The organism is Marinobacter sp. UBA3607 (genome assembly GCF_002375525.1).
Taxonomy (GTDB): domain Bacteria; phylum Pseudomonadota; class Gammaproteobacteria; order Pseudomonadales; family Oleiphilaceae; genus Marinobacter; species Marinobacter vinifirmus.
Genome location: NZ_DFLY01000002.1, coordinates 1 through 13,549 on the forward strand (window position 1 = coordinate 1; position 13,549 = coordinate 13,549).

Genomic DNA, 13,549 nt, shown 5'->3' on the forward strand with positions numbered 1-13,549 from the left:
GTGAACCCGCCAATGCCCGTCGGCGCGGGGTGGCTGTTGGATTTTTTGCCGGAAAAAGATGTCTGAGCGAAGCGAGTTGTTTTTCCAAAAAAAATCCAACAGCCACCCCGCAAGCCCGCCCGCACAACCGGAAGTCTGGGAGCCTCTGGGAGCCCAAGCAGGACTCCCAGGCAGCCAAACTTAAATCAGTTCCACAGCCACGGCAGTCGCCTCACCACCGCCAATGCAGAGGGACGCCACGCCGCGCTTCAGGCCACGCTGCTTTAGTGCATTGATCAACGTCACGATGATGCGCGAGCCGGACGAGCCGATGGGGTGGCCCAGGGCGCAGGCGCCGCCGTGGACGTTGACCTTTTCAGCCGGCAATTTGAGTTCGTTGATCGCCGCCAGGGTGACCACTGCGAAGGCTTCGTTGATTTCGAACAGGTCTACGTCATCCAGAGTCCAATCGGCTTTTTTCAGCACCTTTTCGATGGAACCGATCGGGGCCAGGGTGAACTCCGCTGGCAAACGGGCGTGGGTGGCGTGGGCCACGATTCGTGCCTGTGGGGTCAGGCCACGGTTCTGAGCTTCCTCAACGGTAGTCAGGACCAGGGCCGAGGCGCCGTCGCTGATGGAGCTGGAGTTGGCCGCGGTTACGGAACCGTCTTTGGCGAACGCCGGTTTCAGCTGGGGGATTTTCTCCGGCTTGGCGTTGCCCGGTTGTTCGTCGATGTCGACTTGGGTATCTCCACCACGGCCGGAGACCGTCACCGGTACGATCTCATCCCGGAACCAGCCATTCTCGATAGCCGCCAGGGATTTTTGCAGGGAGCCAATGGCGAATTCGTCCATGGCTTCACGGGTGATGTTGAATTCATCAGCCGTACGCTGTGCGAAAACGCCCATCAGGCCACCCTCGTAAGCGTCTTCCAGGCCATCCAGGAACATGCTGTCCATCACCTGGCCGTGGCCCATGCGCATACCGCCGCGGGCTTTAGGCAGCAAGTACGGCGCCTGGCTCATGTTTTCCATGCCACCGGCAATCATGATGCTGTTGGTGCCCGCTTTGATCTGGTCGTGGGCCATGATAATGGCCTGCATGCCGGAGCCGCACATTTTGTTGATGGTGGTACACCCGGAGCTATCCGGGATCCCGGCCGCACGAGACGCCTGCCGAGCCGGCGCCTGGCCCAGGCCCGCAGGCAGCACACAGCCCATGATGACTTCCTGAACGTCCGCCGGCTGCAGCCCTGCACGTTCAATGGCAGCCTTAATGGAAACCGCCCCCAGTTCCGGTGAGCGCACAGAGCTCAGCGAGCCCATCATTCCCCCCATCGGAGTCCGGGCGGAGCCTGCAATAACGATGTCGTTGTTCATGGATTTCGTTCTCCTTCAACAGAACTTAGTTTGTATTCTTGTTTTGCCGATCGGTCTTGTGTGGGTTTCTAGCCTGATAGTTTGGGCTCCCAGACTTCCAGCTGTGCGGGCGGGCTTGCGGGGTGGCCTTTTCATTTTCCTTGAAAAAGAACTCGCTTCGCTCAGACATCTTTTTCTGGCGAAAAATGAAAAGACCACCCCGCGCCGACGGGCATTGGCGGGTTCTCGTTTGGAAAGACATTTCCGGGAAGAACCAATGCCTACCCTTCTGACTGGCGGCTAACCCACACAATCTTTGCCTTGGTCTGTGTCTTTAAACCTTCCTATCCCCCTGCTGCCCGTCGGTAGGGGGGGTGTGGGGTGTTTTTCTGGCGGGAAAAAAGATGTCTGAGCGAAGCGAGTTGTTTTTTCCCAGAAGAAAAACACCCCACACCCCGCGTACCCGCCCCCACAACCGGAAGGCTAGGAGCCCAAGCCAGACCAAAACACCAAAGTCAGCGCCCAAGCACCGAACGGGCAATGATCTCCTTCATAACCTCCGAAGTACCGCCATAAATCCGCTGAACCCGCGCATCGATGAAATTGCGGGAAATCGGATACTCGGTGGTGTAACCGTAACCGCCGAACAGCTGCAAACAACCATCCGCCACGCGACACTGCATCTCAGTGGCGCTGTACTTCGCCATGGATGCTGTCGGCGCATCCAGCTTGCCGTCTTCGTATTCGCGGATGCACTGGTCGACGAATGCCTTGTTAATGCGGTAGTCGGTTTCCATGCGGGCGATTTCGAAGCGGGTGTTCTGCAGTTGGCTCAGTTTCTGCCCGAACAGTTCCCGTTCCTGGGTGTACTGGATGGTCATGTCCAGTGAGCCACGGGCGGCGGCAACACCCAAAGCGCCGATGACCAGTCGCTCCCTTGGCAGTTCGCGCATCAGATACACGAAGCCCTGCCCTTCTTCACCCAGCAGTGCCGAGGAAGGAATTCGCATGTCGGAGAAGAAGAGTTCAGAGGTATCGCCGGAATGCTGGCCGATTTTGTCCAGGTTGCGGCCTTTGCTGAAGCCCGGCAACGAGGTGTCGATCAGGAACAGGCTGATGCCCTTGGCGCCGGCATTGGGGTCGGTCTTGGCGGCGACGATGACCATATCCGCGTGCTGGCCGTTGGTGATGAAGGTTTTGGAACCGTTCAGGATGTAGTCGTCACCGTATTTCACTGCGCTGGTGCGGATGGCCTGCAGGTCGCTGCCTGCTCCCGGTTCGGTCATAGCTATTGCGCCGACGGCTTCGCCGGAGACCATTTTCGGCAGCCATTGCTGTTTCTGCTCATCGTTACCGATGTGGCTGAGATACGGCGCTACGATGTCGGAATGGACCATCACGTTGGTGGACAGCGCACCGAATCCCATCCGGGCCAGTTCTTCGCCCACCACAACCGAGTATTGAAACGGCGCACCGCAGCCGCCGCAGTCTTCCGTTACGTCCACACACAGCATGCCGGCTGCGCCCAGGGTGTTCCAGAGTTCCCGGGGTACGATGCCGCTCTTTTCCCAGGCTTCATAATGGGGCGCCACTTCGGTTTCGAGGGCCTTGATGACGGCATCCCGGAACAGTGCCAGTTCTTCCTGATCAACGGTGTTGGTCATTTCGCTCACCTTTTATCCTTGTTATCCGTGCCTTATCGGGGCGCCATGCGCAGGGCGCTGTCGAGCCGGATGACTTCGCCGTTCAGAACGGGGTTGCGTACCATCTGGTCGACCATCATGCCGAATTCTTCCGGCTTACCGAGGCGCTTGGGGAACGGCAAGGTGGCGGCCAGGCTGTCCTGGACTTCCTGGGGCATGCCAGCCATCATCGGGGTCATGAACAGGCCCGGAGCAATGGTGTTCACCCGGATCCCTTCGCGGGCCAGTTCCCGGGCTGATTGCAGGGTCAGTGCTACCACACCGCCTTTCGAGGCACTGTAAGCGGCCTGGCCGATCTGGCCTTCGTAGGCGGCAACCGATGCGGTGTTGATGATCACACCCCGTTCGCCGTCGGCGTTGGGTTCGCGCTGGGCCATGTCTGCTGCCGCCAGCCGCAGGATGTTGAAGGTGCCGATGAGGTTTACCTGGATCACCTTGCTGAAACTGTCCAGCGGCATCACGCCTTCACGGCCCAGAATCTTTGATGCCGGGGCAATGCCCGCACAGTTCACCGCAATACCACAGGGACCATGGGCTTCCCGAGCGGCTTTCAGTGCGGCTTCCGCGCTTTCTTCCGAGGCCACGTTGCATTCGATGAAAATCCCGCCCAGCTCGGCTGCCACCTGTTTGCCACGCTCTTTGTTCAGGTCCAGGATAGCCACTTTGCAGCCTGCGGCAGCCAGCGCCCGAGCGGCGCCTTCACCCAGGCCGGAGGCACCGCCGGTGACGATGGCGGGAGTGTTTTTGAAATCCATAACTTGTGTCCTGTTATTGGTATTAGCGCGGCCGAAAACTGGCCGCGCATAGTTTACGTTTACGTAAACTTAATCCAGAGACCCTAGCTGAAACAACACCCGTTTCAGCCGAGGCGCTCAACAATTAGTGCAATACCCTGCCCGCCACCGATACACATGGTGATCAGGCCGTAACGGCCACCGGTACGTTCCAGTTCCGCCAGGGCTTTGATAATCAGGATGGAGCCGGTCGCACCCACCGGGTGGCCCAGAGCGACCGCGCCGCCGTTCGGGTTCACCTTGTCTTCCGGCAGGCCAAGCTCGCGGCTGACGGCCATGGCCTGGGCGGCGAAAGCTTCGTTGGATTCGATCACATCCAGGTCTGCCACAGACAAACCAGTGTTCTTCAGAACCTGGCGAACCGCCGGAATCGGGCCCACGCCCATCACTTCCGGATCTACGCCGGCAAAGGCATAGCCTACCAACCGGGCGCGGGCTTTCAGGCCACGCTTTTCGGCTTCCGCGGCACTGGTCAGTACCATGGCTGCGGCACCGTCGTTCAGGCCGGAGGCATTGCCCGGGGTCACAATGCCGTCTTTCTGGAACGCAGGTTTCAGGCCTGCCAGGCTTTCAACCGTGGTACCCGGGCGTACGTGCTCGTCTTTATCGAACACGACTTCCTTGCGACCCTGTTTGACGGTAACCGGCACGATCTGGCCATCGAAATAACCTTTCTCGATGGCATTCGCGGCCCGGCGGTGGCTTTCGGCAGAAAACGCGTCCAGTTCTTCCCGGGTCAGGCCCTGATTGGCGGCAATACGCTCGGCGGTCATACCCATGTGACCACTGCCAAACGGATCACTCAGGATGCCCAGGGTCAGGTCTACCGCCCGGCCATCGCCCATGCGCAGGCCTTTGCGAACGTTCGGTAACAGGTAAGCACCCTGGCTCATGGATTCGGCACCACCAGCCAGCGCCATGCGGCTGTCGCCCATCACAATCAGCTGGGCCGCGCTGATCACCGACTGCACGGCAGAGCCACACAAGCGGTTTACGTTGAACGCCGCAGAGCTTTTCTCCATACCCACATTCAGGGCAATGTGCCGGGCCAGGTAAGCGTCCTGCGGGCCGGTGGTGATGATGTGGCCGAATACCGAATGGTCGATATCCGCGGCTTCTACGCCAGCGCGGCTGATAGCCTCGCGGGCGGCGGCGGTGCCCAGCTCGGCCGGAGCCAGTGAGCTCAGGCTGCCGCCAAAGCTGCCGATAGCGGTGCGGGCACCGTCCAGAATGACTACGTCTGTCAGTTTCATGTTCTTCTCCTGAATATAAGTGTTAGAAAGGCTCATTTGCCCAGCATGGAGCGGGCAATCACCTCTTTCATGATTTCCGAGGTGCCAGCGTAAATGGTCTGCACCCTGGTATCCACAAAGAACCGCGAAATGGGATATTCCAGGGTATAACCGTAGCCGCCGAACAACTGCAGGCACTCGTGGGCAATGTCACACTGCATTTCGGTGAGCATCAGTTTCAAAATGGCTGCGTCGGTGGCCGTCATGGCGCCTTGATGATACTTGCTGATGCACTGATTCAGGTAAGCACGGGCCATATCAATACGAGCCCGGGCTTCCGCCAGCTTGAACCGGGTGTTCTGGAAATCGGCAATGCGCTGGCCGAAGGCGTGGCGCTGCTGCACGTAATCCAGCGTCAGCGCCAGCGCGCCTTCGGAGGCACCGATCGCCTGAGCACCCACGCCCAGGCGCTCCCGGGGCAGCTCCTGCATCAGGTAGGCGAAGCCCTTTCCCTCTTCTCCGAGCAAAGCCTCCTCAGGCACGATCAGATCCGAGAAAAACAACTCTGCGGTGTCACTGGCGTGCTGGCCGATTTTCTTGATGCCCTTGCCCCGGCTAAAGCCCGGCAGGCTGGTATCCACCAGGAACAACGACACACCCTTGGCGCCGGCTTTCGGGTCGGTCTTGGCGCAGACAATCACCATATCGGCATGCAAGCCGTTGGTGATAAACACCTTGGCGCCGTTGTTGAGTCTGACATGCTTACCTCATTTCCTTGTTGTTGTAACCGGCTGCCGGCCGGTGCAGGACCTGTTGGAATGACCCTTCTGGCCCAAAAATTTGACCCGTTCGGACAAGTCCACCTTGCCTTGGGTTGGGCTCCTAGCCTGTTGGTTTTGCGGGCGGGTACGCGAGGTATGGGGTATTTTTCTTCGGGGAAAAACAACTCGCTGCGCTCAGACATCTTTTTCCCTGTCAGAAAAATACCCCACACCCCCCTACCGTCGGGCAGCACGGATATAGGCAGTTTTTCAACCGTGAACCCGCCAATGCCCGTCGGCGCGGGGTGGCTGTTGGATTTTTTGCCGGAAAAAGATGTCTGAGCGAAGCGAGTTGTTTTTCCAAAAAAAATCCAACAGCCACACCGCAAGCCCGCCCGCACAACCGGAAGTCTGGGAGCCCAAGCCAAGCCCACCCCCACAACCGGAAGCCAGGGAGACCAAGCTTTACGTTAACGTAAACTTGAATTACCCTGAGCAAAAATAACACAACCGTTCCGGACCGCACATGAGCAACAAGAAAACCTTCAATATCAGCGAGCTCTCCCAGGAGTTCGACGTAACCACACGAAGCATCCGCTTCTACGAAGACCAGGGGCTTTTGAACCCCACCCGGCGCGGGCAGACCCGTATCTTCAGCAACAAAGACCGAGTACGCCTGAAGCTGATCCTGCGCGGCAAGCGCATGGGGTTTTCCCTGGCCCAAACCAAGGAGCTGTTCGACCTTTGGGACGAAACCCTCACCGGCAATGAAAAGCAGCTGTTGAAAATGCTCGAGATCCTGGGCGACCGGCGCGCCCACCTTGAGCAACAAAAAGACGACATTGCGCAGGCGGAAATGGAAATCGACACAGCCGAAACCCGATGCCGCGAAGCCCTGGAAGAACTTCAGAAAAAGAAAGAACAACAAAGCCTGGCCACCGACTAAGGCAACAACCCGCAGCGGGCCGCTTAACGACACGCACTAGCAAGAACAAAAAAGGCAGCACACCATGAAATCCCAATACAGCGAACTCAACTTCGGCCTCGGCGAAACCCTCGACAGCCTGCGTGAACAGGTCAACCGCTTCGCCGCCGATGAAATCGCCCCCCGGGCCGAGGAAATCGACCGCACCAACGAATTCCCCATGGACCTGTGGCGCAAACTGGGCGACATGGGCTTGCTGGGCATCACCGTGAGCGAACAATACGGCGGCGCCGACATGGGCTACCTGGCCCACGTAGTGGCCATGGAAGAAATCAGCCGGGCCTCCGCCAGCGTTGGCCTGTCATACGGTGCCCACTCCAACCTGTGCGTCAACCAGATCAACCGCAACGGCACCGAAGAACAAAAACAGAAATACCTGCCCAAACTCATCACCGGCGAACACATCGGCGCCCTCGCCATGTCTGAACCCAACGCCGGCTCAGACGTCATCTCCATGAAACTCCACGCCCGCGACGAAGGCGACCACTACGTCCTCAACGGCAACAAAATGTGGATCACCAACGGTCCAGACGCCAACACCTACGTCATCTACGCCAAAACCGACCCGAAAGGCGGCTCCAAAGGCGTCACCGCCTTCATCGTAGAACGCGACTACCCCGGCTTCAGCCGCCACCAGAAACTCGACAAACTCGGCATGCGCGGCTCCAACACCTGCGAACTGGTGTTTGAAGACTACAAAGTCCCCAAAGAAAACGTCCTCGGCGGAGTTGGCAACGGCGCCAAAGTCCTCATGAGCGGCCTCGACTACGAACGCACCGTCCTCTCCGGCGGCCCCCTCGGCCTCATGCAAGCCGCCATGGACGTCGTCGTGCCCTACATCCGCGAACGCAAACAATTCGGCCAGGCCATCGGTGAATTCGAACTGGTACAGGGCAAAGTCGCCGACATGTACACCTTCATGAACACCGCCAAATCCTACGTCTACATGGTCGCCCAATCCGCCGACCGCGGCGAAACCACAAGAAAAGACGCCGCCGGCGCCATCCTGTATTCAGCCGAAATGGCCACCAAACTCGCCCTCGACGCCATCCAGCTGCTCGGCGGCAACGGCTACATCAACGACTACCCCACCGGCCGCCTGCTGCGAGACGCCAAGTTGTATGAAATCGGCGCGGGCACGTCTGAGATTCGACGGATGCTGATCGGTCGCGAACTGTTCCTGAACAAGTAACAACGCGCGGAATCCAGCTCCCAATGTACGACCAGGGGCTGGAGGGCTGTCGTTCCGAAAATTTCGTAGGCCATGGATGGCCGGAGAGAAGCGCACATGGATGTGCTCGTAGCGGTTTTCGGAACGACAGCCCTCCAGTCCCGTGCCCCCAAGAGAGGGATGACAGAACATGACGATACTCCAGAGCAAAATTAACCCGAGGTGCGACGAATTCCAGGCCAACCACCAGGCCATGCAACAAGCCGTCGCTGACCTCCGGGAAAAAGTCGAAACCATCCACCAGGGCGGCGGCCCCGAATACCAGAAGCGCCACACCGAACGCGGCAAACTCCTGCCCCGCGAACGCATCAACAAACTACTCGATGAAGGCACCCCCTTCCTCGAAATCGGCCAGTTCGCCGCCTACAACGTCTACGGCGAAGACGTCCACGCCGCCGGCGTAATCGCCGGCATCGGCCGGGTCAGCGGCACCGAATGCATGATCATCGCCAACGACGCGACCGTCAAAGGCGGCAGCTACTACCCCCTGACCGTCAAAAAACACCTGCGCGCCCAGGAAATCGCCGAAACCAACCGCCTGCCCTGCATCTACCTGGTGGACTCCGGCGGCGCCAACCTGCCACGGCAGGACGAAGTCTTCCCGGACCGCGACCACTTCGGCCGCATCTTCTACAACCAGGCCCGAATGTCTGCCGATGGTATCCCCCAGATCGCCGTCGTTATGGGCCTGTGCACCGCCGGCGGTGCCTACGTACCCGCCATGGCCGACGAATCCATCATCGTGCGTAACCAGGGCACCATCTTCCTGGCCGGCCCGCCACTGGTCAAAGCCGCCACCGGCGAAGTGGTCAGCGCGGAAGACCTGGGCGGCGCGGACGTACACTGCAAAACATCCGGCGTGGCCGACCACTACGCCGAGAACGACGCCCACGCCCTGGACATCGCCCGGCGCTGCATCGCCAACCTCAACCGCCGCAAACCCGTGCCGGTCGAACTGCGCGAACCCAAAGCACCGCTGTACAACCCGGAAGAAATCTACGGCATCGTCGGCACCGACTTGCGTAAACAGTTCGACGTACGCGACGTGATCGCCCGCATCGTCGACGGCTCCGAATTTGACGAATTCAAGCGCTACTACGGCGCCACCCTGGTGACCGGCTTCGCCCATATTCACGGCTACCCCGTGGGCATCATCGCCAACAACGGCATCCTGTTCAGCGAATCCGCCCAGAAAGGCGCGCACTTTATTGAACTGTGCTGCCAGCGCAACATCCCGCTGCTGTTCCTGCAAAACATCACCGGCTTTATGGTGGGCCAGAAATACGAAGCCGAAGGCATCGCCAAGCACGGCGCCAAGATGGTCATGGCCGTGGCCTGCGCCAACGTGCCCAAGATCACCGTGCTGATTGGCGGCAGCTACGGCGCCGGCAACTACGGCATGTGCGGCCGGGCCTACAGCCCGGACTTCCTGTGGATGTGGCCCAACGCCCGCATCTCGGTAATGGGCGGCGAACAGGCCGCCAACGTACTCGCCACCGTTAAGCGTGAAGGTATGGAACGCAAAGGCCAGGACTGGAGCGCCGAAGAAGAAGCCGAATTCAAGCAACCCATCGCCGATAAATACGAACAGCAAGGCCACCCCTACTACGCCAGCGCCCGCCTGTGGGACGACGGCGTGATCGACCCGGCCCAGACACGGGAAGTGGTTGCCCTCAGCCTGTCTGCCACCCTGAACCGACCCGCCAAGCCGACGCGCTTTGGCGTGTTCCGCATGTAACCGGAGAGAACGCCATGACCAAACAGACCTCTGCCGTTCTGCTCAACTACCTGGAAGGTGGTGTTTCCGAAATCGTGCTGAACCGGCCAGACAAGCGCAACGCCTTCGACGACGCGATCATCCAGCAACTGATCAAGGCGCTGGAAGTCACGGAACGAGACGACCAAACCCGCGTTGTCCTCCTGCGCTCCGAAGGCAAACACTTCTCCGCCGGTGCCGACCTTGGCTGGATGCGCCGCATGGCAGACAACGACCATGCCGAAAACCTGAACGACTCCCGGGAACTGGCCAGGCTAATGAGCACCCTCAACCACCTGTCCAAGCCGGTGATCGGCCTGGTTCAGGGCGCAGCCTACGGTGGTGCCGTCGGCCTGGCAGCCTGCTGCGACATCGTGCTGGCCACCGCAAACGCCAGCTTCTGCCTGAGTGAAGTGAAACTCGGCCTGGTTCCCGCCGTTATCAGCCCCTACGTGGTGCGGGCCATCGGTGAGCGACAGGCCCGGCGCTATTTCATCTCCGCCGAAGTCTTCAACGCACAACAGGCCAGCGAATACGGGCTGGTGCACATCGTCTGTGACGACGAAGCCGCCATGCACGCCCGCTGCAACGAGCTGCTGCAACAACTGGCCGGCAATGGCCCGCAAGCCATGAGTGCCGCCAAGGACCTGGTGTTTGCTGTCAGCCACAAGCCCATCAGCGCCGATGTCATCGAAGACACCGCCCAACGCATCGCCGACATCCGTGTGGGTGAGGAAGGCCAGGAAGGGCTCAGCGCTTTCCTGAACAAACGCAAGGCCAGCTGGGTTCCGGGAGATAACGCATAATGTTCAATAAAATCCTGATTGCTAACCGGGGCGAAATCGCCTGCCGGATTATCCAGACCGCCCACCGCATGGGTATCCGCTGCGTGGCAGTCTACTCAGACGCTGACGCCAACGCTCGTCATGTCGCCATGGCAGACGAGGCCTTCAACATCGGCCCGGCCGCCAGCGCCGACAGCTACCTGAAAGCCGACACCATTATCGACATTGCCAGGCAGAGTGGCGCCCAGGCCATTCACCCCGGCTACGGCTTCCTGTCTGAAAACACCGGCTTTGCCGAAGCCTGCGAAGCCAACGGCATCGTATTCATCGGCCCGCCCTCTTCGGCCATCGCCGCCATGGGCTCCAAGTCCGCCGCCAAGGCGATTATGGAAAAAGCCGGTGTACCCCTGGTGCCGGGCTACCACGGTAAAGACCAGTCGCCGGAGCTGCTGCGGGCCGAGGCCGAGAAATGCGGCTTCCCGCTGCTGCTGAAGGCCGTTGCCGGTGGTGGTGGTAAAGGTATGCGGGTGGTGGAAACAATGGCCGACTTTGATGACGCCCTGGCCGCCGCCCAGCGGGAAGCGAGGAACGCTTTCGGCAACCCGGACATGCTGATCGAACGCTACCTGACCCAGCCACGGCATGTGGAAATCCAGGTGTTCTGCGACCATCAGGGCAACGGCATCTACCTGGCCGAGCGGGATTGCTCGGTGCAGCGTCGCCACCAGAAAGTACTGGAAGAAGCGCCCGCACCGGGGCTGAGCGAGGCCACCCGTAAAGCCATGGGCGAGGCCGCCGTGAAAGCCGCGCAAGCCATTAACTACGTGGGCGCCGGCACCGTCGAGTTCCTGTACGACGTAGACGGCTCGTTCTTCTTCATGGAAATGAACACCCGCCTGCAGGTGGAACACCCGGTTACCGAAATGGTCACCGGGCAAGACCTGGTGGAATGGCAGCTGAAAGTGGCCTGGGGTGAGCCCCTGCCGCTGGCCCAGGAACAGGTGAAAACCCGCGGCCACGCCCTGGAAGCGCGCATCTACGCCGAAGATCCGGACCAGGACTTCCTGCCTGCCACCGGCACCCTGCGTTACCTGCGCACCCCGGAAGAATCCGCCCACGTGCGGGTGGATACCGGCGTTACCGAAGGCGACGAAATCAGCATCCACTACGACCCGATGATCGCCAAGCTCATCGTGTGGGACGAAACCCGGGAACAGGCCATCAACCGCATGGTGCAGGCCCTGGAGCAGTACCGCATTGCCGGGGTAAAAACCAACATCCGCTTCCTGCATGCCCTGGCCGATGCCGAGCCCTTTCGCCAGGCCGAGCTGACCACCGGTTTCATTGACGACCACCGTGAACTGCTGTTTCCCGCTTCCGGACCGGATACCGACAAGGTTCTTGTGTTGGCTTCCGGCTTTGTCCTGGAACACCGCAAGTCCCGTGAAGTGGTCAGCGCAGACCCCTGGTCACCCTTCGGCCGGCAGAACAGCTGGCGACTGAACTCCGACTACGCCGAACCGATGGCCCTGCAGATTGGCGAGGAGGTGGTCGAACTAAGGGTTCTTGAGCAGGATCACGGCTATCAGATAACCCTCGGCGACAACCGCTATACCCTGCAGGCCCGCCTGCAGGAGGATTACCTGCAAGCGGTCATCAACGGCCACCGCCTGTGCGTGTACGGCAACCTGCACAACGACGAACTGGTGTTGTTCCACGAAGGCAACAGCATCACCTGCAAGCTCTACCGTGAACGCTGGGAAACCGAAGACCTGGCCGGCGACGGCAGCCTCTCTGCCCCCATGAACGGTGCCATTGTGGCGGTGCAGGTGCAGGCTGGCGATAAGGTCACCGGCGGCCAGACCCTGGTGATCATGGAAGCCATGAAGATGGAGCACGCCATCAAAGCCCCGGCCGATGGCACCGTCAGCGAGGTGTTCTTTGCCCAGGGTGACCAGGTATCCGAAGGCACGGAGTTGATCGCCATCGAGATTGAGGAGACTGCGTAATGGCCTTCCCGAAACGTGTCCGCCTGGTGGAAATGAGCCCCCGGGACGGCCTGCAGAACGAACCCGGCCCGGTGATTGCTACCAGCATCAAAACCGGGCTGATCGACCGGCTGGCCGACTGCGGCCTTACCCACATCGAAGCCGCCAGCTTTGTCTCCCCCAAATGGGTGCCCCAAATGGGTGATGCCGCCGAGGTCATGGCCGGCATCACCCGAAAGGCCGGCGTACGTTACTCCGCCCTTACCCCCAACCTCAAAGGTTTCGAAAATGCCCTGGCGGCCGGAGCCGACGAGGTTGCGGTGTTCGGCGCCGCCTCCGAAGCCTTCACCCTAAAGAACATCAACTGCACCATTGCCGAAAGCCTGGACCGCTTCGCTCCCGTGGTGGAAGCGGCCCGCAAGCACGGCATTCCGGTGCGCGGCTACGTATCGACGGTGATAGGTTGCCCCTATGAGGGTGACATTGAGCCCCGGCAGGTCGCCAGCGTCGCCAGGGCCCTGTACGACATGGGCTGCCATGAAATTTCCCTGGGTGACACCATCGGCGTGGGCACGCCGCTGAAAGCCAAACGCATGCTGGAGTCCGTGGCCGCCCATATTCCCATGGCTAAACTGGCGGCCCACTTCCACGACACCTACGGCCAGGCCCTGGCCAATCTGTATGCCGTGCTGGAGGAAGGCGTCAGCGTAATCGATGCCTCGGTGGCGGGCCTGGGCGGTTGTCCTTATGCGAAGGGCGCCTCCGGCAATGTAGCCACCGAAGACGTGCTCTATCTGTTAAATGGGCTGGGTATAGAAACCGGTGTCGACCTGGAAAAACTGGTGGCGACCGGCGGCTGGATTTGCGGCCAGCTCAACCGCCACAACGGCTCTAAAGTGGGACAGGCCATGGGCGGTTGAACGTTAAGGGCCCCGCTGCGAACCTTGCGACTAATATCGCCGATACCAGAACCATT

The 13,549-nt window shown here is 60.3% G+C and carries 11 protein-coding genes and 1 pseudogene; 7 read left to right on the forward strand and 5 right to left on the reverse strand.

Annotation, left to right across the window (positions count from 1 at the left end; translation table 11 throughout):
- Positions 1 to 180: 180 nt before the first annotated feature.
- The 5 genes and pseudogenes from B2589_RS00095 to B2589_RS00115 all read right to left on the reverse strand — a co-directional run.
- Complete coding sequence (locus tag B2589_RS00095; RefSeq protein ID WP_286815236.1) at positions 181 to 1,359, reverse strand: thiolase family protein; 1,179 nt, start codon at positions 1,357 to 1,359, stop codon at positions 181 to 183.
- Positions 1,360 to 1,853: 494 nt separating this feature from the next.
- Positions 1,854 to 3,002, reverse strand: a complete 1,149-nt coding sequence (locus B2589_RS00100; RefSeq protein ID WP_286815237.1) for an acyl-CoA dehydrogenase family protein — start codon at positions 3,000 to 3,002, stop codon at positions 1,854 to 1,856.
- A 32-nt stretch (positions 3,003 to 3,034) separates the two neighbouring features.
- Entirely contained in the window at positions 3,035 to 3,796 is a 762-nt protein-coding gene (locus B2589_RS00105; RefSeq protein WP_286815238.1) for a 3-hydroxyacyl-CoA dehydrogenase, read from the reverse strand.
- Between the two features lie 104 nt (positions 3,797 to 3,900).
- The gene (bktB, locus tag B2589_RS00110; RefSeq protein WP_232903048.1) at positions 3,901 to 5,088 is read right to left on the reverse strand and encodes a beta-ketothiolase BktB; all 1,188 of its coding nucleotides are present in this window, start codon (positions 5,086 to 5,088) and stop codon (positions 3,901 to 3,903) included.
- A gap of 32 nt (positions 5,089 to 5,120) precedes the next feature.
- A pseudogene (locus B2589_RS00115) lies at positions 5,121 to 5,813 on the reverse strand (acyl-CoA dehydrogenase family protein); the annotation flags it as partial.
- A gap of 72 nt (positions 5,814 to 5,885) precedes the next feature.
- Between B2589_RS00115 and B2589_RS00120 the strand changes: the two are divergent.
- From B2589_RS00120 to B2589_RS00150, 7 genes are all read left to right on the forward strand, one after another.
- Positions 5,886 to 6,170, forward strand: a complete 285-nt coding sequence (locus B2589_RS00120; protein ID WP_286815239.1) for a hypothetical protein — start codon at positions 5,886 to 5,888, stop codon at positions 6,168 to 6,170.
- 184 nt (positions 6,171 to 6,354) lie between these two features.
- Complete coding sequence (locus tag B2589_RS00125) at positions 6,355 to 6,774, forward strand: MerR family transcriptional regulator (protein ID WP_286815241.1); 420 nt, start codon at positions 6,355 to 6,357, stop codon at positions 6,772 to 6,774.
- 64 nt (positions 6,775 to 6,838) lie between these two features.
- Positions 6,839 to 8,005 carry an isovaleryl-CoA dehydrogenase gene (locus tag B2589_RS00130; RefSeq protein ID WP_286815242.1) on the forward strand — a complete coding sequence of 389 codons (1,167 nt, stop codon included), beginning with the start codon at positions 6,839 to 6,841 and terminating at the stop codon, positions 8,003 to 8,005.
- Positions 8,006 to 8,174: 169 nt separating this feature from the next.
- A complete protein-coding gene (locus B2589_RS00135) occupies positions 8,175 to 9,782 on the forward strand; it encodes a carboxyl transferase domain-containing protein (protein WP_286815243.1) in 1,608 nt (535 codons plus the stop codon).
- 14 nt (positions 9,783 to 9,796) lie between these two features.
- Positions 9,797 to 10,606, forward strand: coding sequence for an enoyl-CoA hydratase-related protein (locus B2589_RS00140; protein WP_286815244.1), 810 nt, complete (start codon positions 9,797 to 9,799; stop codon positions 10,604 to 10,606).
- On the forward strand, positions 10,606 to 12,594 hold the full coding sequence (locus B2589_RS00145; protein WP_286815245.1) for an acetyl/propionyl/methylcrotonyl-CoA carboxylase subunit alpha: 1,989 nt from the start codon (positions 10,606 to 10,608) through the stop codon (positions 12,592 to 12,594). The genes B2589_RS00140 and B2589_RS00145 overlap by 1 nt, the downstream gene beginning before the upstream one ends.
- Positions 12,594 to 13,493 (forward strand): hydroxymethylglutaryl-CoA lyase, encoded by a 900-nt coding sequence (locus B2589_RS00150; RefSeq protein ID WP_286815246.1) that lies wholly within the window; start codon positions 12,594 to 12,596, stop codon positions 13,491 to 13,493. The genes B2589_RS00145 and B2589_RS00150 overlap by 1 nt, the downstream gene beginning before the upstream one ends.
- The last annotated feature ends 56 nt before the right edge of the window (positions 13,494 to 13,549 follow it).